Below are 22,912 nucleotides of genomic sequence, written 5' to 3'. Positions count from 1 at the left end.
GGTCAGGGACTCACTTTTAGTAATTCCCCGTCGGACTCGTCGGTTAATACATATAAATAACCGTCTGGTCCGACGCGGACATCACGGATCCGCTGCCCCCGTTCCTGTAAAAGACGACCGTCTTCGGTGACCGTATTCCCTTTGACGCTCAGCACAATCAGTTCTTTATCTTTCAACGCGCCGATGAACAACTTCTGCCGCCACTGAGGGAAGGCGTCGCTGTTATAAAAAGCCATTCCGCTGACTGCCGGTGACTTTTCCCAGTAAAAGATGGGTTGCTCAGTGCCAGCAACAATTTGACCTTTTGCTTCCGGAATTTTAAGACCGCTGTAGTTAACACCCCAGGTCGCGATCGGCCAGCCGTAGTTTTTCCCTTTCTCCGGGATATTGATTTCATCGCCCCCGCGTGGACCATGCTCATTGAGCCACAGGGTATCGCTCCAGGGATTCATCGCCATCCCCTGCGGATTGCGGATACCATATGACCAAATCTCTGCCCGCTCCCCTGTCTTGCCCACAAACGGATTATCCGGCGGAATTTTCCCCTCGTCGGTCAGTCGTACCACCGTACCCTGCAGCTTATCCAGATCCTGTGCGCTGGCTCGTTGGTTATTCTCACCGAGGCCAATAAACAGATAGCCGTTACCATCAAATACCATACGTCCGCCAAAATGGTTTCCGGTAGAGAGCTTCGGCTGTTGGCGAAAAACGGTCTGGAATCCTTGCAGATGTTTGAGATCGTCGCTCAGCCGCCCGTAACCTACCGCCGTGCCGGCTTTACCTTCACTATCAGCTTCAGCAAAGCTCAGCCATACCCGGCGAGATTGTGCAAAATCCGGTGCTAACGCCACATCAAGCAGTCCTCCCTGACCATTTGCCCAGACTTTGGGCACGCCGGTCAGTGGGTCGGAAATCCCCTTCTCTGGCTGCCAGAGTCGAAGCTGGCCGCCTTTAAGCGTAATGAGCATACCGCGATTGTCGGGTAAAAAAGCCAGCGACCACGGGTGATCGAGTTTGGTTTGCAGCACTTCCACTTTTACCGCGGCGGCATAAGTGGAAAATAGCGCAAGTGGAATAGCACAGAGAAAGAGTCGACGCATAACACCTCCTGAATAGCTCTGCATAAAGCGTAGCCAGCAAGGGGAATTATCCTGCCATATTTACATAATCTTAACGAAAAGGGGGAGCGCCCTCCCCCTGATTCAGACGTGTTCCAGCGTTGGATAAGATTGCAAACACTGGATACTCAGCGTCAGCGTTGTCAGGCAGTTTTCCAGTTTCTCTGCGTTAACGGCGATGAAGGTTGGACAATCATGATGTCCACTCATAAGACAAACAGCGGCGGCGGCTAACGCCCCTTCGGCACGATGAAGGGCATTCCACTCTTCCTGATCAAGATGCATACCGTGAAGCTGTGATTGTTCGTGCAATTCGCGATTCAGCACAAAAAAATTATCACGCAGACGATCGCTCTCACTAACTGACATGTAGCCTTTCGCTTTTCTCAACAGCAGATAAGCGGCAAGTTCGATACGGGCGTTTATCAATTTGTTGAGAAGATCGGTTCTCAGTCTGTCAACAACCATACTTTGTTCCTCCTCTTTCCAACCATGGTGCAACTTAATAGTATGGTTGTTTTTTGAACAAATAGATGTCCTACATCAACAAAGCTCAATTGATTAACATAATTTACAATGTTACAACTCCAGACGGTGTGCTCAGCGAAAATGGTCAGTGTCTGACTGGCCTGACATTTTTTGCTATACCTGATGTGATTACTGCCGTGGCGCTGATTATGAGGGGTGTATGTCGAAAGCAAATGATGCAGAGAAAATTCGCACGCTATCAAAAATTGATCTCAATCTACTGACGATTTTCTGCTTGATCTATAGCGTCGGCAGCATTTCCAGGGTCGCGGACATGTTGAACATTTCGCCCTCTGCCGTCAGCCAGTCCCTGAGAAAACTGCGAGAAATGATGGGGGATAATCTGTTCGTCCGCAGCGGAAATGCGCTGTTACCGACGGTCTACTCTGATGAGCTTTATGATAATACAATCCCAATTATCGACAAACTGTCGTCGCTGATGCCGCTTTCCACGCCTGCCGCCAAAAAAAGGCTAACGCTCTACACGGAATCTTTTATTTCCCCTATCGTCATTCCCGAAGTTACCGCCAGGATAATCGATACCGACGCCGATATCAGTCTCCTGCACCTCACCGCCGACCTGAATGAACAGAGCATTATTGAGTTATTGAATATGCGCCAGGCAGATGCCGTTTTTTCAACTTTTTCCGTTGAGTCAGCAAGCCTTTCATGCCAGAAAATATGCGATATGCGGCTGGTACTGGCGGCATCAAAAAATAACGCTTTATACGGCAGCACCATTAGCGAAGCGCAATTCAGAAACGCGAACCTGGTGGGTTATAATACCAAGAATGAAAAAATCATTTACCATCGCAGCATTGTGGATAAAAAATTCAGAACCGGGGAGCGCTGCCTGCTTACCTCATCATTTACGGCGATACTGACGATTGTCTCCAATACCCATTGTATAGGGGTGATCCCGGAAAAGGTATTTGCAACACATGCTCATCTGTATGGGCTGAAAAAAATAAACACGCCGTTTCCCCTGCCGCAATTTAGTGTGTTTGCTTCATCGCGCAAAGACAGCAATACCCATAAGATCCTCTCCCCCATTCTCGCCGATTTGCAAACTGCCTCCCTGTTATAAAATCCAGGGAGGCCCAGCGTTAGGGAAATTGCTATACGCGAATTTTAGCTATGCGCCAGATATGGTCGGCATATTCCTGCACCGTTCTGTCCGATGAGAAATACCCCATGTTGGCAATATTATGCATCGTCTTTGTCGTCCACTCGCGAGGAGTTCGATACAACTCATCCACCGCATCCTGGCAGTTCACATAGCTGCGGTAATCCGCCAACACCTGGTAGGTGTCACCAAAGTTGATCAATGAATCCAGCACGTCTCTGTAACGTCCAGGCTCCTGCGGGCTGAACATACCTGTACCGATTTGCGTCAGCGCCTGGTGCAGTTCTTCATCACTTTCAAAGATCCGTCGCGGGTCATAGCCATCACATCGTAAGGCTTCAACCTGATTAGCCGTGTTACCAAAGATGAAGATATTATCTTCCCCAACATATTCGCGCATTTCAATATTCGCACCGTCGAGCGTGCCAATGGTCAACGCGCCATTCATACCAAATTTCATATTGCTGGTCCCGGAGGCTTCCGTCCCGGCCAGGGAAATTTGTTCTGACAGATCGGCTGCCGGAATAATTAGCTGAGCAAGACTAACGCTGTAATCCGGAATAAAGACTACCTTCAGTTTGCCGCCTGTTTGCGGGTCATTATTAACTAGCTGCGCCACATCGTTGATTAAGCGAATAATTTGCTTCGCCATATAGTAAGACGAGGCGGCTTTTCCGGCAAAAATATTGACACGTGGAACCCAATTGGCATCCGGCGCGGCTTTAATCCGGTTATAGCGCGTGATCACGTGAAGCACATTCATAAGCTGCCGCTTGTATTCGTGAATACGTTTCACCTGCACATCAAACAGCGCATTTGGATCCACCACCACGCCGTAATGGCTGGCAATATGTTGCGCCAGTCGCTGCTTATTTTCATGCTTCGCCCGGCGTACCGCCTCATTCACCGTCGGATAGTCTATATACTGCTTCAACTCGCCTAATTGCATTAATTGGGTCCGCCAGCTTTCACCAATATTATCATCCAGTACATTGGCTAGCGCAGGGTTTGCCAGCGCCAACCAACGCCGCGCCGTAACACCGTTGGTTACGTTGGTGAAACGCAAAGGAAAGATACGCGCAAAGTCAGCAAACAGGGAGTCGGTCATCAGCGTTGAATGCAACGCCGACACGCCATTTACCTTATGACTGACAACCACCGCCAGCCAGGCCATGCGCACCACGCGCCCATTAGATTCATCAATCAGCGATACGCGCTGCAACAGTTCGCTGTCATCGCGATAGCGCTCCTGTAACGTCTTCAGGAAGCGATCGTTTATCTCAAAAATAATCTGCAAATGACGCGGCAAAATTCGACTTAACATTTCTACCGGCCAGGTTTCCAGCGCCTCACTCATCAATGTATGGTTGGTATAAGAAAAAATCTGACAGGTCACGTCAAACGCGTTATCCCAACTAAACTGGTGATGATCAATCAGCAAACGCATCAGCTCAGGGATCGCCAGCACTGGATGCGTATCATTGAGGTGAATCGCGATTTTATCGCACAGATTATCGTATGTGCGGTGCAACTGATAATGACGGCTCAGGATGTCCTGAATCGTAGCTGATGCCAGGAAATAGGCCTGGCGTAAACGCAGCTCACGTCCTGCATCGGTCGAATCATCCGGGTACAGTACTCGCGAGATCCGATCAAAGTGGTATTTGTTTTCCACTTCCGTAGCAAAGTCTTCCTGCTGATTTAGTTTGCCCGCATTAACCTCACTATTTACCTGAACGTTCCACAACCGTAATGTGTTGGTGGTATCCGTCGCATAGCCGGGAATAATTTGGTCATGGGCCACCGCCAGAATATCTTCAGTTTCAAGCCAGCGGTTTTTATTCCCTTCTTGTTGCAGTCGCCCACCAAAACGCACTTTATAATGTGTATTATGACGTTTGAATTCCCACGGATTACCGTATTCTAACCAATAATCCAGCGACTCTTTTTGTACGCCGTTGACGATATTTTGTTTAAACATACCGTAGTTATAGCGAATGCCGTATCCACATCCCGGCAGGCCAAGCGTTGCCAGAGAATCAAGGAAACAAGCCGCCAGACGACCAAGACCGCCATTCCCAAGTCCGGGATCGTTTTCTTCGTCAATCAACTCTTCCAGTTCAAGTCCCATTGCCTCCAGCGCGCTTCTGATTTCATCGTAAATACCTAACGACAGCAGCGCATTCGACAGCGTACGGCCAATTAAAAACTCCATCGACAGATAATAAACCTGGCGTGCATCCTGAGAGAATTGAGCCCGATTAGAACGGTGCCAACGCTCGACCATTCGATCGCGAACCGCATATAACGTCGCGTTAAGCCACTCCCGCTTCGTCGCGATGGCGGGATCTTTGCCAATAGTAAATAAGAGCTTATTAGCAATATCGTCTCTCAGTTTATCAACATCAGAGTCCGTCGCAAGCGGCAGTGGCGAAATATACATATTAACGTTACCTTTCAAATTTTGCAGGATGGGTAATAGACAGATGAATTATTTAAACTCTGGGTTTGCGAGCGTCAGTTTTTTGTCGAATAATTTCATGACTGGCGATAAACGTTAATTCTGCCATTAATACGCGCCAACTTAAGCCCGTGGCAAGTGAGATATAATATAAACTCACACCATTAGCATAAAGAGTTTTCGCCATTTCAAGTTTCGACTGCAAAACAATATCTTTCAAATTTAACCTCATTAATAACGCTCGACGAGATAAAATTTACGATAATTAATTTCTACAGCCAAGAAGTGGCACTTAAAGCCGGAATTAGACTCGCTAAACACCTTCCGCTAACCGATCCACTATTTCTGGGTATTGGTCCTTATTCTCCCGGCCTTATGCTGATCAGATATAGATGTACCGTGAAGGCATCTGTATAATCGCCCGATTACGAGCAATGTACAGTATAAGAAAATGGCAAAAATTGGTTTTATATCACTAGGTTGTCCGAAAAACCTCGTCGATTCTGAGCGCATCCTGACCGAACTTCGTACCGAAGGCTATGATGTTGTGCCAAGCTACGACGACGCGGATATGGTTATCGTTAACACCTGCGGTTTTATCGACAGCGCGGTTCAGGAGTCTCTGGAAGCAATCGGCGAAGCGCTGAACGAAAACGGCAAGGTGATCGTCACCGGCTGTCTGGGCGCGAAAGTCGATCAGATCCGTGAAGTTCACCCAAAGGTGCTGGAAATCACCGGGCCGCACAGCTACGAACAGGTTCTGGAGCACGTTCACCACTATGTGCCAAAACCTAAGCACAACCCGTTCCAGAGTCTGGTTCCTGAGCAGGGGGTCAAGCTGACTCCGCGCCATTATGCCTATCTGAAAATTTCTGAAGGCTGCAACCACCGCTGCACGTTCTGCATTATTCCGTCGATGCGTGGCGATCTGGTGAGCCGCCCGATTGGCGACGTCCTCAGCGAAGCCAAACGTCTGGTGGATGCAGGCGTAAAAGAGATCCTGGTCATTTCTCAGGATACCTCCGCCTACGGCGTGGATGTGAAGCATCGCACCGGTTTCCATAACGGCGAGCCGGTCAAAACCAGCATGGTTGATCTGTGCGAGCAGTTATCAAAACTGGGGATCTGGACGCGTTTGCATTACGTCTATCCCTACCCGCACGTTGATGACGTGATCCCACTGATGGCGGAAGGGAAAATTCTGCCGTATCTGGACATCCCGCTGCAGCATGCCAGCCCGCGTATTCTTAAACTGATGAAACGCCCAGGTTCCGTGGACAGACAGCTGGCGCGCATCAAGCAGTGGCGTGAAATCTGCCCTGAACTGACGCTGCGCTCCACCTTCATTGTCGGTTTCCCGGGTGAAACGGAAGAAGACTTCCAGATGCTGCTCGACTTCCTGAAGGAAGCACGTCTGGATCGCGTGGGCTGCTTTAAATACAGCCCGGTAGAAGGCGCTGGCGCCAATGATCTTCCGGACCAAATCCCGGAAGAGGTGAAAGAAGAACGCTGGAACCGCTTTATGCAGTTGCAACAGCAGATCTCTGCTGAACGCTTGCAGGAGAAAGTGGGCCGCGAAATTCTGGTTATCGTTGATGAAGTTGACGAAGAAGGCGCGATTGGTCGCAGTATGGCTGACGCCCCGGAAATCGACGGCGCGGTATACCTGAATGGCGAAACTAAGGTGAAACCTGGCGATATCATCCGCGTGAAAGTCGAAAACGCAGATGAATACGATCTGTGGGGCACCCGCGTTTAAATAAGCGTAAGCCAACTGCAGACCGGATTAGGCGTTTCGCCGCATCCGGTAAGGCCTGATGACGATGCTAATGCGTCTTATCAGGCCTGTGATTTACCCTTTAATTTTCGGGTCCAGCGCGTCGCGCAGACCATCTCCCAGCAGGTTAAACGCCAGCACTGTCAGGAATATCGCCACTGCGGGGAAAATCGCCACGTGCGGCGCGATCACCATATCAGCGCGTGCTTCATTGAGCATGGCCCCCCACTCCGGGGTCGGCGGCTGCGCGCCCAATCCCAGAAATGACAAGCTCGCGGCAGAGATAATCGACGTGCCAATTCGCATGGTAAAAAAGACCACTATCGATGAAACCGTACCCGGCAGGATATGGTTAAAAATGATGGTCGCATCGCTGGCGCCAATACTGCGCGCAGACTCAATAAAGGTCTGCTGCTTCAGCACCAGCGTATTTCCGCGCACCAGGCGTGCGAAGGCAGGAATGGAGAAAACGGCCACGGCAATGATCACGTTCGCAATGCCGCTGCCCAACACGGCGACGACGGCTATCGCCAGCAAAATCCCCGGAAAGGCGAACAGCACGTCGCAGATACGCATAATCAGTCTGTCCCACCAGCCTTCATAGTATCCTGCCAGCAGACCCAACACCGTGCCAATCGCCGCACCAATAAACACGGCAAAGACCCCTGCCGCCAGCGAGATTTGCGCGCCAACCAGCACGCGGCTAAAGATATCCCGTCCCAGTGAGTCAACCCCAAACCAGTGCAGCATCGACGGTCCGTCATTCAGACGGTCATAATCGAAGTAGTTCTCGGCATCAAATGGCGTCAGCCAGCGCGCAAAAATCGCCACCGCTATCAGCAACAGGACAAACAGTCCCGCAAACATCGCCATGCGCTGACGGCGGAAACGACGCCAGAATTCATGCCACGGCGTGCGGATCTGCTCAGGCTTAACAAGGGGCATCGCATTTAAAATCGCCTGTCGGCGCCAGTTAAAAAATCGCATCCTTACTTGTACCTGATAGCCGGATTAATGGCGGCGTAGAGCACATCCACCACTAAGTTAATAAGAATAAACTCCAGAGAAAACAACAGCACCTCGGCCTGAATCACCGGGTAGTCGCGCATTTCAACTGAGTCCACCAACAGCCGCCCAAGCCCTGGCCAGTTGAATACCTTCTCAACCACAATAGATCCGCCGAGCAAAAAGCCAAACTGTAGCCCCATCATGGTGACCACCGGGATCATCGCATTACGCAGACCATGTTTTAACACCACCCAGGTTTCACTCACTCCTTTAGCCCGCGCGGTCCGCATATAATCTTCACTGAGCACATCGACAAACGACGCGCGGGTAAACCGGGCCAGCACCGCAGCCACCGCCGCGCCCAGCGTAATAGACGGGAGGATATAGTGCAGCCAGGTGTCAGCACCAACGGTGGGTAACCAACCGAGCTCAACGGAGAATATCTGCATGAGCAGCATGCCAAGCGCAAATGCCGGGAACGAGATCCCGGTGACCGCCAGCGTCATACTCAATCTGTCCGGCCAGCGATTGCGCCATACCGCGGCAATAATCCCTGCCGTCATGCCAAATAACACCGCCCACGCCATACTGGCAATAGTCAGCCATAGCGATGGCATAAAACGACTGGCTATCTCTTCTGAAACCGGGCGACGAGAAACCATCGAGGTCCCAAAATCGCCTTGCAATACATTGGTCATGTAATGCCAGAACTGAACATGCAGCGGCTGGTCCAGACCCAGTTGCTTGCGCACCAGTTCAATCACCTCGGCGTCAGCTTCCGGTCCGGCAATCAGCCGGGCCGGATCGCCGGGTAGCAGGTGAACAAATAAAAACACCAGCACCGCAACAATCAACAGAGTTGGAATCAACCCCAGCAGGCGCTTGAAAACATAGTTAAGCATCACACTCCCTTCGTCGGCCCCTGGGCTGCGGGGCCGAATGAATAGCTTATTTTAAATCCGCATCATCAAAGCTAAATCCGGTATCCGGCATAATCCAGAACCCGGTCAACCTGGTGCTGTGCGCCGAAATCAGTTTTTCCACTACCAGCGGGATCCACGGCGACTCTTTCCAGATAGTATCCTGCGCATCCTTGTACAGCTTCGCTTTCTGCGCAGGATCGTTGGTTTGCAACGCTGCCGCTAAATCACTGTCCACCTGCTTGTTGCTGTAGAACGCCGTATTAAACAGAGTCGGCGGCCAGTTTTGTGATGCAAACAGCGGCGACAGCGCCCAGTCAGCTTCACCCGTAGAGGCAGACCAGCCGGTGTAGAACATCCGTACTCCGCTCTCTTTTTGCGCTTTTCCTTCAACTTCCGCGGCGCGTTGTCCGGCATCCATCGCTGTTACCTGAGCCTTAATACCCACCTGCGCCAGCTGCTGCTGGGTAAATTGCAGCACTTTCTGCGCCGTACTGTGGTTATGCGAAGACCATAACGTGGTGGTAAAACCGTTCGGATAACCTGCTTCTTTCAGCAGTTCCCGCGCTTTCGCCGGGTCGTATGGCCATGGCGTATAGCTTTGCGCATAGGCTATCGACGGGGGGAGAACGCCGGTTGCCGGCGTCGCGTAACCGGCAAAAGCCACTTTCACCAGCGCCTGGCGGTTGATGGCATAATTCAGCGCTTCACGCACCTTCGGGTTGTCGAATGGTTTTTGCGTGACGTTCATGCTGATATAACGCTGCATGATAGACGGACTAGCCACCAGTTCCAGGTTTTTGTTCTTCGCCAGTAACGCCGCCTGCTCGTAAGGGATCGGGAAAGCAAACTGCGCTTCCCCGGTCTGCAGCATGGCCGCACGCGTGTTGTTGTCGGTCACTGGACGCCATGTAATCGTATCCAGCTTTGGCAGCCCTTGCTGCCAGTAGCCCGCGAACTTCTTAACCTTCACAAAATCCGTCTGATTCCAGGTATCAAGCTGGTACGGCCCGGTCCCCACTGGGTGGAAACCTATCTCCTTACCGTATTTCTCCAGCGCGGCGGGAGAAATCATCGCCGTTGCCGGATGCGCCAGAATATTGATAAAGGCAGAGAACGGCTGTTTCAGCGTAATCTTCACCGTCGACGGATCGACGACTTCGGTTTTATCGATATTCTTATACAGATTGTAACGTTTCAGATGGTTTTCCGGATTACTGGCCCGGTCGAGGTTAGCTTTAACCGCATCGGCGTTGAAGTCAGTGCCATCCTGAAACTTCACGCCCTGACGCAGCTTAAGGGTGTAAGTCAGGCCATCATCAGAAACCGTATAGCTCTCCGCCAGCACGTTTTTCAGCTTCATCTCTTTATCAAGGCCAAACAGCCCCTGATAAAACGACTTCGCTACCGCCTGCGACAGCGTGTCGTTCGCGTCGTAGGGGTCGAGCGTGGTGAAATTAGATCCTACCGCCACCACCACATCCTTGGCGGCCCAGCCAGGTGTTGCGGCCAGCGCAGAGGCCACACCCACAGCAACCAGCCATTTTCGAGCAACAATTTTTGTCATGTTATTCTCCTTAAACCCTGCCTGCCTGTTATAAACGCGAAAGCGCATTTTCTGGTTGCCCACGCGCGACATAATGCCCCGGGCCAACTAACTGTAGTGAAACGGGGGGAATCTCTTCGCCGCGTTTGCGGATATTACTGGGGATATCATCCGACAACAGCACGCGCTGGGGCCGGTGATGCGATGGATCGGCAACCGGGACCGCCGCCATCAGTTTGCGGGTGTATGGGTGCTGCGGATTTTCAAACACCGCGCGCCGGGAGCCGATCTCGACAATCTGCCCAAGGTACATTACCGCCACACGGTGACTGATCCGCTCCACCACCGCCATATCGTGGGAAATAAACAGGTATGCAATCCCCAGTTCACGCTGCAGGTCGAGCAACAGGTTGATAATTTGCCCGCGAATCGAGACATCCAGCGCCGAAACGGATTCATCGGCAATGATCACCTTGGGATTGAGCGCCAGCGCCCGGGCAATGCAGATACGCTGACGCTGACCACCGGAAAACTCGTGCGGATAGCGCCAGGCATGCTCAGGGAGCAATCCTACGCGCTTCAGCAGCCAGGCAACTCGTTTTGCCGCCGCATCCCCTTGCAGTAATCCATGCACGCGCAACGGCTCTAAAATGGAATATCCTACGGTCTGACGCGGATCGAGCGAAGCATAGGGGTCCTGGAAGATAAACTGAATATCCCGACGCAGCGGCTGTAGCTTACTGGCGGCCAGGGTATCGATACGCTGGCCATTGAAGATGATTTCTCCACGCTGAGACTCTACCAGACGCAGTAGCGCCCGCCCGGTGGTGGATTTCCCGCAACCCGACTCCCCCACCAGCGAGAGCGTTTCTCCGGGCCACAGGTCAAAGCTGACGTTTTCAACCGCATGCACCTCGCGAGTCACCCGATTAAGAATGCCGCTGCGCAAAGGAAAACGCGTTACCAGATTACGTACCTGCAGAATAGGCTCGCCTTCAACCACGGTGTCCTGCTCGGTCTGCGGTTCTACATGACTGGGATCGTGTAATGATATAAGTGGGAAACGGCGCGGATACTCTTGTCCACACATCGCGCCAAGCTGCGGCACAGCGGCCAACAGCGCTTTGGTATAGGGGTGCTGGGGAGCATGAAAAATCTGCTCAACGCTGCCGGTTTCTACCGCCTCACCCTGATACATCACCAGCACGCGGTCGGCAATATCCGCCACGACGCCCATATCGTGGGTAATAAAAATCACGCCCATCGACATATCCTGCTGCAACACTTTTATCAGTTGCAGGATCTGCGCCTGGATAGTGACATCCAGCGCGGTGGTCGGCTCATCGGCAATTAAAACCGCAGGGCGACAAGACAGCGCCATGGCGATCATCACCCGCTGACGCATGCCGCCGGAAAGCTGGTGCGGATAACGCGATAAAATCGCCTTCGCCTCAGGGATACGGACCTGATCGAGCATCCGTTTAGCTTCCACCATCGCCTCTTCGTGGCTGGCCCCCTGATGCAAACGGATTGACTCGGCAATCTGCTCACCCACGGTGAATACCGGATTGAGCGATGTCATCGGCTCCTGGAAGATCATGGCGATATCCGCGCCGCGTACGTGACGCATCTGCGACGCGCTCTGCTCACCCAGCTCAATAACCTGTCGGTTACGGCGTCGTAGCAGCATTTCATCGCAACTCACCTCGCCGCCTGCCTGTTCAATCAGACGCATCAGCGACAAGGCTGTTACCGATTTTCCTGAACCGGATTCGCCCACGATCGCCAGCGTTTCGCCACGCTTCAGGCGAAATGACAGATTGCGCACCGCACTGACGCGCTGCTGCTCCTGTTCAAAGGCAATATTCAGATTGTTGACTGCCAGCACGTCGCTGGCGTCAAGCTCATCACTGTGTGGCAACGGTATCTCCTTTTTCCCGATAAATACCGGTGGTTGGCGTATCGCCTGCGTATCCCCAGGCGCGGTACATGCCTTCGCTGTTAAATGGCAGGGCGACGTTGCCCTCGTGGTCGATGGCAATTAAACCGCCGCTGCCGCCGAGCGCCGGTAATTTCTCCATTACTACGCGTTCACACGCCTCCGATAAACTCAGGCCGCCGTAGTCCATCAACGCCGCAATATCATAGGCCGCCACCGCACGAATAAAGACTTCCCCGGTTCCGGTGCAGGAGACAGCCACACTTGCATTATTGGCATAACAGCCTGCGCCGACCAGTGGACTGTCCCCCACCCGACCGGGTAATTTGTTGGTCATTCCGCCGGTCGATGTTGCCGCCGCCAGATTGCCATACATATCCAGCGCGACCGCCCCTACGGTACCCATTTTGGTGTTTTCATCCAGTGGGCTCGCGCTATGATCCAGTAGCGTTTCACCTGCCGCTTGCGCCGCCAGCAGTTGAGCATAGCGTTCTGGCGTCGAGAAAATATCCGCCGATACGTGCTCCATACCGTGCGCAATGGCAAATTTTTCAGCCCCTTCACCGATCATCATGACGTGCGGGCTGTGTTCCATCACCAGGCGCGCCGCGAGAATCGGATTTCTCAGATGACTGACCCCGGCGACGGCTCCCGCATTCAGCGTATTACCGTCCATCACGCAGGCGTCCAGTTCATGGGTTTCATCACGGGTATATACCGCGCCAATTCCGGCATTAAACAACGGACACTCTTCCAGCAAGCGCACGGCTTCGGTCACTACATCCAGTGCGTTACGACCGTCCTCAAGCATCCGCTGGCCGGTTTCAACGATATCCGACAGCGCCTGTATATAACGCAACTCTTGCTCCTGGCTCAGTTGCGAACGGGTGATAGCCCCTGCGCCGCCGTGAATTGCAATGACTGCTTTACCCATTTTTTTCGTCCATCAGGTGGCAGATACCGGGGTTATAAATATCAGAATTTCTGTGACTTATTGATTCGATTTTTGAATATAGAAAGATGCAGACGTCATGTAAAGGTAAAGGCCAGCACCTAAGACTGAGGTGGCATACTGTCCGCGTCCATTTTCTGACATAATGAGCGGATTCGATTTTGCCCCGCAGGAGTCTTCTCATGGAATTTACCGCCGGACTGATGCCGCTTGAAACGGCTCTCTCTCAGATGCTGTCGCGTATTACCCCGCTTACCGCTGTTGAAACGCTGCCGCTGGTTCAATGCTTTGGCCGCATTCTGGCCACCGATGTCGTCTCCCCGATTGATGTGCCGGGATTCGATAACTCGGCAATGGATGGCTATGCGGTGCGATTAGCCGATTTACAGTCTGACCAGCCTCTGGCTGTGGCAGGCAAAGCTTTTGCCGGTCAGCCTTTCCATGGCGAGTGGCCTGCGGGAACCTGCATCCGCATTATGACTGGCGCCCCGGTGCCTGTCGGTTGTGACGCGGTGGTGATGCAGGAGCAAACGGAACAAACCGACGACGGTGTGCGTTTTACCGCCGAGGTCCGCAGCGGACAAAATATTCGTTTGCGCGGCGAAGATATTGCCAATGGCGCGGTGGTGTTTCCCTCCGGGACGCGCCTGACCACCGCCGAGCTTCCCGTGCTGGCTTCGCTCGGTATTGCCGAAGTCCCCGTTGTGCGTAAAGTCCGCGTGGCGTTGTTCTCTACAGGCGATGAGCTGCAGTTGCCGGGTCAGCCGCTGGGAGACGGACAGATTTATGACACCAACCGTCTGACCGTTCACCTGATGCTGCAGCAGTTGGGCTGCGAAGTGATCAACCTGGGGATCATTCGCGACGATCCCAACGCGCTACGCGCCGCGTTTATCGAAGCCGACAGCCAGGCCGATGTCGTCATCAGTTCCGGCGGCGTTTCCGTAGGCGAAGCGGATTACACCAAAACCATTCTGGAAGAGCTGGGAGAAATTGCCTTCTGGAAGTTGGCCATCAAACCGGGCAAACCGTTCGCCTTTGGCAAACTGAGCAACAGTTGGTTTTGCGGCCTGCCGGGTAACCCGGTGTCTGCAGCCCTCACCTTTTATCAACTGGTACAACCGCTGCTGGCAAAACTCAGCGGCAACACCGCCTGCGGGCTGCCTGCGCGCCAGCGCGTACGTACCGCATCACGCCTGAAGAAAACGCCTGGCCGTCTGGATTTTCAGCGCGGTGTGTTGCAGCGCACCGCAGAAGGCGAACTGGAAGTCACCACCACCGGACATCAGGGCTCGCATATTTTTAGCTCCTTTAGCCTCGGCAACTGTTTTATCGTGCTGGAGCGCGATCGCGGTAACGTCGAAGCCGGAGAATGGGTTGAGGTCGAGCCGTTTAACGCACTGTTTGGAGGCCTGTAATGGCGGAACTCAGCGACCAGGAGATGATGCGCTATAACCGGCAAATCATTCTGCGCGGCTTCGATTTTGAAGGCCAGGAAGCGCTCAAGGAGGCGCGGGTACTGGTCGTTGGTCTGGGGGGACTGGGATGTGCAGCAACCCAGTACCTTGCGGGCGCTGGCGTCGGGCATTTAACCCTGCTCGACTTTGACACGGTCTCCGTGTCGAACCTCCAGCGCCAGACACTGCACAGCGATGCGACCGTTGGACAGCCAAAGGTGCTCTCCGCCCGCGACGCACTGACGCGGATTAATCCATACATCGCCATTACGCCGGTGAATGCGCTGCTGGAAGATAGCGAGATTCACGCGCTTATTGCCGGGCACGATTTGGTGCTGGACTGTACGGATAACGTCAGCATCCGCAATCAGCTGAATGCCGGATGCTTTGCCGCCAGGGTTCCGCTGGTTTCTGGTGCGGCAATTCGCATGGAAGGACAAATTACCGTATTTACGTATCAGGAAGGGGAGCCCTGCTACCACTGCCTGAGCCGTCTGTTCGGTGAAAATGCCCTGACCTGCGTCGAGGCCGGAGTGATGGCCCCGCTGATCGGCGTGATCGGCTCATTACAAGCGATGGAGGCCATTAAGCTGCTGGCAAACTACGGTAAACCGGCGTCGGGAAAAATCGTCATGTACGACGCCATGACCTGCCAGTTTCGCGAAATGAAGCTGATGCGTAACCCGGGGTGTGAGGTTTGTAGTCGGTAATAAAGTCGGGTGGCGCTAACGCTTACCCGACCTACAACGGCTCGAACGTAGGCCAGGTAAGCGTTAGCGCCACCCGGCAACAGCATCAGATCGATGTACGACCGAATGCACTCTGCCAGTCGTGCTCGAACTTCGCTACGGCGGCATCAACGGCCGGAGAGCTAATCATCTGCTGAGCGACATCCAGCGGCAGCGTGATGGACTCGCAACCCGCCAGCAGGCAATCCAGCGCCTGACGCGGTGTTTTGAAACTGGCTGCCAGGACTTTGGCGTGTGGGGCATGCATTTTCAATAAGGCCTGCAGATCGTTCACCGTCTGAATGCCGTCTCCCCCCTGCGCATCCACGCGGTTAACGTAGGGCGCCACGTATTCCGCCCCCGCCAGCGCAGCGAATAGCCCTTGAGCGGCGCCGTATACGGCGGTACCCAGCGTCGGGATGCCCTCTTCTTTCAGCAATTTAATGGCCGTCAGACCTTCTGCCGTCACCGGCACTTTAACTACGATATCCGCGATGATTGCCCGCAGTTTACGCGCATCGCTGACCATACCTTCGGCGGTGGTCGCCATTACCTGAGCAAACAGTCGTCCTTGCCCTCCCATCGCCTCCTGCAGTTGCGGCAGTAACACCTCCAGCGTCTGCTTACCTGCCGCCACAATGCTTGGGTTAGTGGTCACCCCTGCCAACGGAAAAACACGCGCCAGCGCTTTTACCGCGGCAACGTCAGACGTATCTAAATAGAGTTCCATAACCTTTCCTCAAACGAATAATTGCATGAATAAAAGGTAGCACGGTGAAACCTCACAGTTAGTTGACGCACGTCAATATAACTTTCATTCGAAAGTAATTTAATCTTTATACGAAAGAAAAGAGGCCGCTTATGATTTTCAATATCCAGCGCTATTCCACGCATGATGGTCCCGGGATCCGTACCGTGGTGTTCCTTAAGGGATGCTCCCTGGGCTGTCGGTGGTGCCAGAATCCGGAAAGCCGCGCCCGCACGCAGGATCTGCTCTATGACGCGCGTTTGTGCCTCGAGGGTTGCGATCTTTGTGCTCAGGCAGCACCGGAGGTGATTGAACGGGCGCTAAGCGGATTGCTGATTCATCGCGAAAAACTGACCGATGACGCGCTTACCGCGTTGACCCACTGCTGTCCGACGCAGGCACTGACCGTCTGCGGAGAGATAAAAAGTGTGGACGAGATCATGGCGACCGTAATGCGTGACAAACCGTTTTACGACCGCAGCGGAGGGGGCCTCACCTTATCCGGCGGTGAACCGTTTATGCAGCCAGAACTGGCGGCAGCGTTGCTCAAAGCCAGCCACGATGCCGGCATTCATACGGCGGTAGAAACGTGTCTGCATGTTCCGTGGAAGTATATTGAACCGTCATTACCCAACGTCGATCTGTTCCTGGCCGATTTAAAACATGTGGCCGACGCCCCGTTTAAACAGTGGACCGATGGGCGTGCCTCTCGCGTACTGGAAAATCTAAAAAAACTGGCCGCCGCTGGTAAAAAAATGATCATCCGCGTACCGCTGATTCAGGGATTCAACGCTAACGAAGCCGCTATTCAAGCCATTACCGATTTTGCCGCCGACGAGCTTCACGTCGGTGAGATCCATTTTTTGCCCTACCACACTCTGGGCATCAACAAATACCACTTACTCAGTCAACCCTACAACGCACCGGATAAACCGCTTGATGCGCCTGCGCTGCTCGAATTTGCCCAGCAGTACGCCAGCCTTAAAGGTTTAACCGCGACCCTACGAGGATAATCGCCATGACCACACTGAAACTGGACACACTCAGCGACCGTATCAAAGCGCATAAAACGGCCCTGATCCACATCGTAAAGCCGCCGGTTTGTACCGAGCGCGCCCAGCACTATACCGAGATGTACCAACAGCATCTGGATAAACCCATCCCGGTTCGCCGCGCGCTGGCACTGGCCCATCATCTGGCGGAACGTACCATCTGGATTAAGCATGACGAGCTGATCGTTGGCAACCAGGCGAGTGAAGTACGTGCTGCGCCTATCTTCCCGGAATACACCGTCTCCTGGATTGAAAAAGAGATCGACGACCTCGCCGACAGGCCGGGCGCAGGCTTCTCGGTAAGCGAGGAGAATAAACGTGTGTTGCACGAGGTGTGCCCGTGGTGGCGTGGTCAGACCGTGCAGGATCGCTGCTACGGGATGTTTACCGACGAACAGAAAGGGCTGCTGGAAACCGGTATTATCAAAGCCGAAGGTAACATGACCTCCGGCGACGCACACCTGGCGGTAAACTTCCCGCTGCTGCTGGAAAAAGGTCTCGACGGCCTACGCCACAAAGTCGATGAACGTCGTTCCCGCATCAATCTGACATGTCTGGAAGACCTCCATGGCGATCAGTTCCTGAAAGCGATAGATATCGTGCTGGAGGCCGTCAGCCTGCACATTGAGCGCTTTGCCACGCTGGCACGTAAAATGGCGTCCACAGAAACTCGCGCCAGCCGTCGTGATGAACTGCTGACCATTGCGGAAAACTGCGATGTGATCGCCCATGAGCCGCCAAAAACGTTCTGGCAGGCGCTGCAGTTGTGCTATTTCATTCAGTTGATCCTGCAAATTGAATCTAACGGTCACTCGGTGTCGTTTGGTCGTATGGATCAGTATCTCTATCCGTTCTATCGTCGTGACGTAGAACTGAACCAGAGCCTCGATCGCGAGCACGCCATTGAGCTGCTGCACAGCTGCTGGTTGAAACTGCTGGAAGTGAACAAAATCCGTTCCGGCTCCCATTCGAAAGCATCGGCGGGCAGTCCGCTGTATCAGAACGTAACCATTGGTGGTCAAAATCTGGTTAACGGTCAGGCGATGGATGCCGTCAACCCGCTCTCCTACGCGATTCTGGAATCCTGCGGCCGACTGCGTTCTACGCAGCCCAACCTGAGCGTGCGTTATCACGCAGGGATGAGTAATGACTTCCTGGATGCCTGCGTGCAGGTGATCCGCTGCGGCTTCGGGATGCCAGCCTTTAACAACGATGAAATCGTCATCCCGGAATTCATTAAGCTTGGCATTGAACCGCAGGACGCCTATGACTATGCAGCTATTGGTTGCATCGAAACCGCCGTTGGCGGTAAATGGGGCTACCGCTGCACCGGCATGAGCTTTATTAACTTTGCCCGCGTAATGCTGGCGGCGCTGGAAGGAGGTCGTGATGCCACCAGCGGCAAAGTCTTCCTGCCACAGGAAAAAGCGCTCTCAGCCGGTAACTTCAACAATTTCGACGAAGTGATGGACGCCTGGGATGCGCAGATTCGCTACTACACGCGTAAATCTATCGAAATCGAGTATGTCGTCGACACCATGCTGGAAGAGAATGTACATGATATTCTCTGCTCCGCGCTGGTAGACGACTGCATCGAGCGCGCGAAAAGCATTAAGCAAGGCGGCGCGAAGTATGACTGGGTATCAGGTTTGCAAGTGGGTATTGCCAACCTCGGCAACAGCCTGGCGGCAGTGAAGAAACTGGTCTTTGAACAAGGTGCTATCGGTCAGCAACAGCTGGCCGCCGCGCTGGCCGACGATTTTGACGGTCTGACCCACGAGCAATTACGCCAGCGACTGATCAACGGCGCGCCGAAGTACGGCAACGATGACGATTCCGTTGATACGCTGCTGGCCCGCGCTTATCAGACCTATATCGATGAACTGAAACAGTATCATAATCCACGTTATGGTCGCGGTGCGGTTGGCGGCAATTACTACGCCGGCACCTCGTCTATCTCCGCAAACGTGCCGTTTGGCGCGGCAACCATGGCAACGCCGGATGGCCGTAAGGCGCACACCCCGCTGGCTGAAGGCGCAAGTCCGGCTTCCGGGACGGACCATCTCGGCCCGACGGCGGTGATTGGCTCGGTGGGAAAACTGCCGACCGGTTCAATCCTCGGCGGCGTGTTGTTAAATCAGAAACTGAACCCGGCCACGCTGGAGAATGAATCCGATAAGCAAAAGCTGATGATCCTGCTGCGTACCTTCTTTGAAGAGCACAAAGGCTGGCATATTCAGTACAACATTGTCTCGCGTGAAACGCTGCTGGAAGCCAAAAAACACCCGGATCAGTACCGCGACCTGGTGGTCCGTGTAGCAGGTTATTCCGCCTTCTTCACCGCGCTGTCTCCGGATGCGCAGGACGATATCATCGCCCGTACTGAACACATGTTGTAAAACCCCCGCCCGGTGACGCTGCGCTTACCGGGCCTTCATATCTCCCCCTTAGCCGGGTAAGGCGAAGCTGTCACCCGGCCTTTTACTTTCATTCGAAATTAAATTTGTGCCACAGGTCACATTGTTATTAGAATGTTTCTGGTTGCAGTTATAAGCCAGGAGCAAATATGACCATCAAAGTTATCGTCACCGATATGGACGGAACTTTTCTCGACGATGCCAAGCAATACGATCGTGCACGTTTTATGGCGCAGTATCAGGAACTAAAAAAACGAGATATCGAATTTGTCGTGGCCAGCGGCAACCAGTATTACCAGTTGATCTCTTTTTTCCCGGAGCTCAAAGATGAGATTTCTTTTGTCGCCGAGAACGGGGCGTTAGTCTTTGAACATGGCAAACAGCTGTTTCACGGTGAGCTAACCCGCCACGAATCCCGCATTGTTATTGGCGAACTGCTAAAAGATAAGCATCTCAACTTTGTGGCTTGCGGCCTGCAAAGCGCCTACGTTAGCGAAAATGCCCCAGAGTCCTTTGTCGCGTTGATGTCAAAACACTATCATCGCCTGAAACCCGTGAAGGATTATCAGGACATCGACGATGTACTGTTCAAGTTCTCGCTAAATCTACCTGACCAACAGATCCCATTAGTTATCGATCACCTTCATTCAGCCCTTGACGGTATTATGAAGCCCGTTACCAGCGGCTTTGGGTTTATCGACCTGATCATTCCTGGTTTACATAAAGCCAACGGGATCAGCCGTCTGCTAAAGCGCTGGAACCTGTCACCGCAAAACGTGGTCGCGATTGGCGATAGCGGTAATGACGCGGAAATGCTGAAAATGGCGCGCTACTCTTTCGCCATGGCCAACGCTGCAGAGAGTATCAAAGCGATTGCTCGCTATCAGACCGACGACAACAACCATCAGGGCGCGCTGAACGTGATTCAGGCGGTGCTGGATAACACTTCGCCTTTTAACGTCTGACAGATAACCGGAGTGCTGGCTCCGGTTTTTACTATGCTCAGAAATCCGCTAACTCAGCCCGCGCGTGGGCTGAGCCAATGTATTGGCCGATAAGCGTCATCAAGGCTTGCGCATCCAGCTTAACCTTTTTCATTTCCTGCTGGCGTAGCAGGCTGCCGGACACCACAATTATAATCGCATGCTGTCGAGGATTAAAACGAATCGCCTGCATAAACCGCTTTGTGGTGACGTTGGGTTGATACTCTTCATTCAGGAAGAGCTTGATGGTCAATGAACTGGAGACGATCGTCAATTCACCATTAGAAACGTATTTTAGCGGTAATGGTTGAGGTAGCCAGGAGCTGGTAATGCTGTCCGACGTGAACACTAACAGCGGCTGCCGCGTTCGTCGTAATGTGATGACCCCCAGTATCCCTGAGGCAGTACCTGCGAAGGGAAGCATCCAGAACCATGCACTGACGGTGCAGAACAGAACTAAATACCCTCCCCCCAGCAACATCAAAAAACCCAGCACAATCATATACCATGGTTCTTTTTTGCTGGTCCACAGTGCAACCGACTCCGTTGCCAGAACGGCCTCAGTTTCAAGCGCCTGACGATACGCCTCACGTTGTGGAACAATGTGGCCCAATAGCTTTTGCGTAAGTGACGAACATAAAGCATCCACATCGCTGAACAATTTACGAATAAAATCACCGTCACTTGCCGTAACCGGCCGCACAGCTCGTGTCTGAAGCTGATCATCCAGTTCTACTGCCAGTAGAGCAATGCGAGCTCGCGTCGTAGGATGGCTATCCATTGGATGCGCAATTTCACTGTCGATAGCGTTATGCAACTCAAATGGGTTAACGCTTTGCAGTGCAGTCACCAGACTGGCAAGCCAGCAATCGCTAACAATCTGTTTGCGAATCATGTCGTCGAGAAACCGGGAAACCGGTTCATCAAGTACCGACATACGCAATAACGCCGAAGCCATTGCCATAGGAGAAGAGACCTCAGCGCCCATACTATCAGCCGCATGTTCACGAACTCGGCTCCAGTAACTCACCGTCTCGTGAAACGACTGTAAAAACCAGACGCCCATATCCAAAGAGGGACGCAGTACTATGCGGTCCAGCCAGGAAAAACCCTGTGAACTATTTGCCATATGCTCAAGGCTATTTTCTATACCAGCATACAGTGGAGCAAAACGTAGGCTGTACTGGGTATCTTCCCCGGTAAAATGTCCCAGTTCATGACCAATCACGGCGGCGACTTCGTTTTCATCCAGTAGCGCCATATAGGTTAGCGGCAAATAGAGGGTATTCCCCGTCAGACGTTCACCATCGATAGTGTTTACGGCATTGGCCGTGACGTAAAAGCATTCAAAAAAACCCACCACAATGTTATCGGGTACGGTGAGTCGACCACGCTCGGTGAGATCGCGAACCCAACGCCATAACATCGGATTGCAGGCCTCTGTGATATTTATCCCGTAGCTATCCGTATCTTCTTGCTTAAAAATTGCAAAGCATCTTTTGATGGAGGCCAGGCTTTTTATTAACATCCAGAAAATGACGCCGACGGCGAGCAGGAGTATCACCACAAGCTTGAAGCCCCCGGCTCCGCCAATATGCGAGAGAGTCCAGATAACTTCCGATAACACCAAACATATGGTCGCCAGACCACAAGCCACTATTTCCCCCACCATCAAGACAGGCAGCAGGCGTCGACAGAGCGTAAATTTGTTAATCAGGATGGTCTGAGAATGATGCGAAGCGCGTGCACTGGTTGTGCATACGCAAATTGCGGTGCCAACAACCAGCAGCGCACCACCCGTAAGTAATATTGCCGACCTGGCCAACGCCCAGCGAAACATCTCCACGTTATCACTAATGGGAGCATCCCCCACGCGCCAACACAGCCAAAGCGCATAAAAAAAGAGGCTCACCGGGACGGTAAAGAGGTAAAGAATTCCTTTTCTTTCCATAGCAATTTTCCTTGAAATCGTGCTGTGTCCTTGCGCCCTATTTTTTAGCGGTCGAATCAGTTGCGAATCAAATTATAAAGAACCCCACTTACGCCAGGCTAACGTTTTTACGCGTAATACTCATAACTCCCTGCAATTCAGACAATGCAGCATCGTCCCAGCCGGTTAGAGCACCATTAATTAAACTTGCGTTAACCAAAT

The 22,912-nt window shown here is 52.9% G+C and carries 18 protein-coding genes; 7 read left to right on the top strand and 11 right to left on the bottom strand.

Annotated elements, in window-relative coordinates; all coding sequences use genetic code 11:
• Positions 1 to 2: 2 nt before the first annotated feature.
• Both OGV94_RS17745 and bssR read right to left on the bottom strand, forming a co-directional pair.
• Positions 3 to 1,100 (bottom strand): PQQ-dependent sugar dehydrogenase, encoded by a 1,098-nt coding sequence (locus OGV94_RS17745; RefSeq protein WP_286523881.1) that lies wholly within the window; start codon positions 1,098 to 1,100, stop codon positions 3 to 5.
• Between the two features lie 102 nt (positions 1,101 to 1,202).
• On the bottom strand, positions 1,203 to 1,586 hold the full coding sequence (bssR, locus tag OGV94_RS17740; RefSeq protein ID WP_006685335.1) for a biofilm formation regulator BssR: 384 nt from the start codon (positions 1,584 to 1,586) through the stop codon (positions 1,203 to 1,205).
• A gap of 220 nt (positions 1,587 to 1,806) precedes the next feature.
• Here bssR and OGV94_RS17735 point away from each other — a divergent pair, with 220 nt between their 5' ends.
• On the top strand, positions 1,807 to 2,733 hold the full coding sequence (locus OGV94_RS17735; RefSeq protein ID WP_047412423.1) for a LysR family transcriptional regulator: 927 nt from the start codon (positions 1,807 to 1,809) through the stop codon (positions 2,731 to 2,733).
• Positions 2,734 to 2,764: 31 nt separating this feature from the next.
• Here the strand turns inward: OGV94_RS17735 and glgP are convergent, their stop codons facing one another.
• Both glgP and OGV94_RS17725 read right to left on the bottom strand, forming a co-directional pair.
• Positions 2,765 to 5,215: a glycogen phosphorylase gene (gene glgP / locus OGV94_RS17730; RefSeq protein WP_286523879.1), complete on the bottom strand. Its 2,451-nt coding sequence runs from the start codon at positions 5,213 to 5,215 to the stop codon at positions 2,765 to 2,767.
• A gap of 52 nt (positions 5,216 to 5,267) precedes the next feature.
• Positions 5,268 to 5,453 (bottom strand): glycine cleavage system protein T, encoded by a 186-nt coding sequence (locus OGV94_RS17725; protein ID WP_226791845.1) that lies wholly within the window; start codon positions 5,451 to 5,453, stop codon positions 5,268 to 5,270.
• Between the two features lie 231 nt (positions 5,454 to 5,684).
• Here OGV94_RS17725 and rimO point away from each other — a divergent pair, with 231 nt between their 5' ends.
• On the top strand, positions 5,685 to 6,992 hold the full coding sequence (gene rimO, locus OGV94_RS17720; protein ID WP_003831616.1) for a 30S ribosomal protein S12 methylthiotransferase RimO: 1,308 nt from the start codon (positions 5,685 to 5,687) through the stop codon (positions 6,990 to 6,992).
• A gap of 93 nt (positions 6,993 to 7,085) precedes the next feature.
• Here rimO and gsiD read toward each other — a convergent pair whose 3' ends face one another.
• The 5 genes from gsiD to iaaA are packed head-to-tail and all read right to left on the bottom strand — an operon-like array spanning position 7,086 to position 13,357.
• Positions 7,086 to 7,997 (bottom strand): glutathione ABC transporter permease GsiD, encoded by a 912-nt coding sequence (gene gsiD, locus OGV94_RS17715; protein WP_043015712.1) that lies wholly within the window; start codon positions 7,995 to 7,997, stop codon positions 7,086 to 7,088.
• A gap of 2 nt (positions 7,998 to 7,999) precedes the next feature.
• Positions 8,000 to 8,920 (bottom strand): glutathione ABC transporter permease GsiC, encoded by a 921-nt coding sequence (gsiC, locus tag OGV94_RS17710; protein WP_032942797.1) that lies wholly within the window; start codon positions 8,918 to 8,920, stop codon positions 8,000 to 8,002.
• Between the two features lie 46 nt (positions 8,921 to 8,966).
• On the bottom strand, positions 8,967 to 10,505 hold the full coding sequence (gene gsiB, locus OGV94_RS17705; protein ID WP_047412432.1) for a glutathione ABC transporter substrate-binding protein GsiB: 1,539 nt from the start codon (positions 10,503 to 10,505) through the stop codon (positions 8,967 to 8,969).
• Between the two features lie 28 nt (positions 10,506 to 10,533).
• On the bottom strand, positions 10,534 to 12,405 hold the full coding sequence (gsiA, locus tag OGV94_RS17700) for a glutathione ABC transporter ATP-binding protein GsiA (protein ID WP_043015710.1): 1,872 nt from the start codon (positions 12,403 to 12,405) through the stop codon (positions 10,534 to 10,536).
• Positions 12,392 to 13,357 carry a beta-aspartyl-peptidase gene (gene iaaA / locus OGV94_RS17695; RefSeq protein ID WP_213731992.1) on the bottom strand — a complete coding sequence of 322 codons (966 nt, stop codon included), beginning with the start codon at positions 13,355 to 13,357 and terminating at the stop codon, positions 12,392 to 12,394. Before iaaA ends, gsiA begins: the two co-directional genes overlap by 14 nt.
• Before the next feature lie 200 nt (positions 13,358 to 13,557).
• Between iaaA and moeA the strand changes: the two genes are divergently transcribed.
• Both moeA and moeB read left to right on the top strand, forming a co-directional pair.
• A complete protein-coding gene (gene moeA, locus OGV94_RS17690; RefSeq protein WP_075144944.1) occupies positions 13,558 to 14,793 on the top strand; it encodes a molybdopterin molybdotransferase MoeA in 1,236 nt (411 codons plus the stop codon).
• The gene (gene moeB, locus OGV94_RS17685) at positions 14,793 to 15,542 is read left to right on the top strand and encodes a molybdopterin-synthase adenylyltransferase MoeB (RefSeq protein WP_199994058.1); all 750 of its coding nucleotides are present in this window, start codon (positions 14,793 to 14,795) and stop codon (positions 15,540 to 15,542) included. Before moeA ends, moeB begins: the two co-directional genes overlap by 1 nt.
• Before the next feature lie 85 nt (positions 15,543 to 15,627).
• Here the strand turns inward: moeB and fsa are convergent, their stop codons facing one another.
• The gene (fsa, locus tag OGV94_RS17680) at positions 15,628 to 16,290 is read right to left on the bottom strand and encodes a fructose-6-phosphate aldolase (RefSeq protein ID WP_043015706.1); all 663 of its coding nucleotides are present in this window, start codon (positions 16,288 to 16,290) and stop codon (positions 15,628 to 15,630) included.
• 131 nt (positions 16,291 to 16,421) lie between these two features.
• Here fsa and OGV94_RS17675 point away from each other — a divergent pair, with 131 nt between their 5' ends.
• From OGV94_RS17675 to OGV94_RS17665, 3 genes are all read left to right on the top strand, one after another.
• A complete protein-coding gene (locus OGV94_RS17675) occupies positions 16,422 to 17,321 on the top strand; it encodes a glycyl-radical enzyme activating protein (RefSeq protein ID WP_075144946.1) in 900 nt (299 codons plus the stop codon).
• Between the two features lie 5 nt (positions 17,322 to 17,326).
• On the top strand, positions 17,327 to 19,759 hold the full coding sequence (locus tag OGV94_RS17670; protein ID WP_286523878.1) for a glycyl radical protein: 2,433 nt from the start codon (positions 17,327 to 17,329) through the stop codon (positions 19,757 to 19,759).
• A 167-nt stretch (positions 19,760 to 19,926) separates the two neighbouring features.
• A complete protein-coding gene (locus tag OGV94_RS17665; protein WP_043015703.1) occupies positions 19,927 to 20,742 on the top strand; it encodes a Cof-type HAD-IIB family hydrolase in 816 nt (271 codons plus the stop codon).
• Positions 20,743 to 20,779: 37 nt separating this feature from the next.
• On the opposite strand, the gene OGV94_RS17660 is transcribed toward OGV94_RS17665, so the two are convergent.
• Positions 20,780 to 22,711, bottom strand: a complete 1,932-nt coding sequence (locus tag OGV94_RS17660) for a M48 family metalloprotease (protein WP_286523876.1) — start codon at positions 22,709 to 22,711, stop codon at positions 20,780 to 20,782.
• Between the last annotated feature and the right edge of the window lie 201 nt (positions 22,712 to 22,912).

Origin of the sequence: Citrobacter sp. Ce006, from assembly GCF_030336535.1 — a bacterium.
Classification (GTDB): domain Bacteria; phylum Pseudomonadota; class Gammaproteobacteria; order Enterobacterales; family Enterobacteriaceae; genus Citrobacter; species Citrobacter europaeus.
This window is presented reverse-complemented; position numbering and strand designations above follow the sequence as displayed.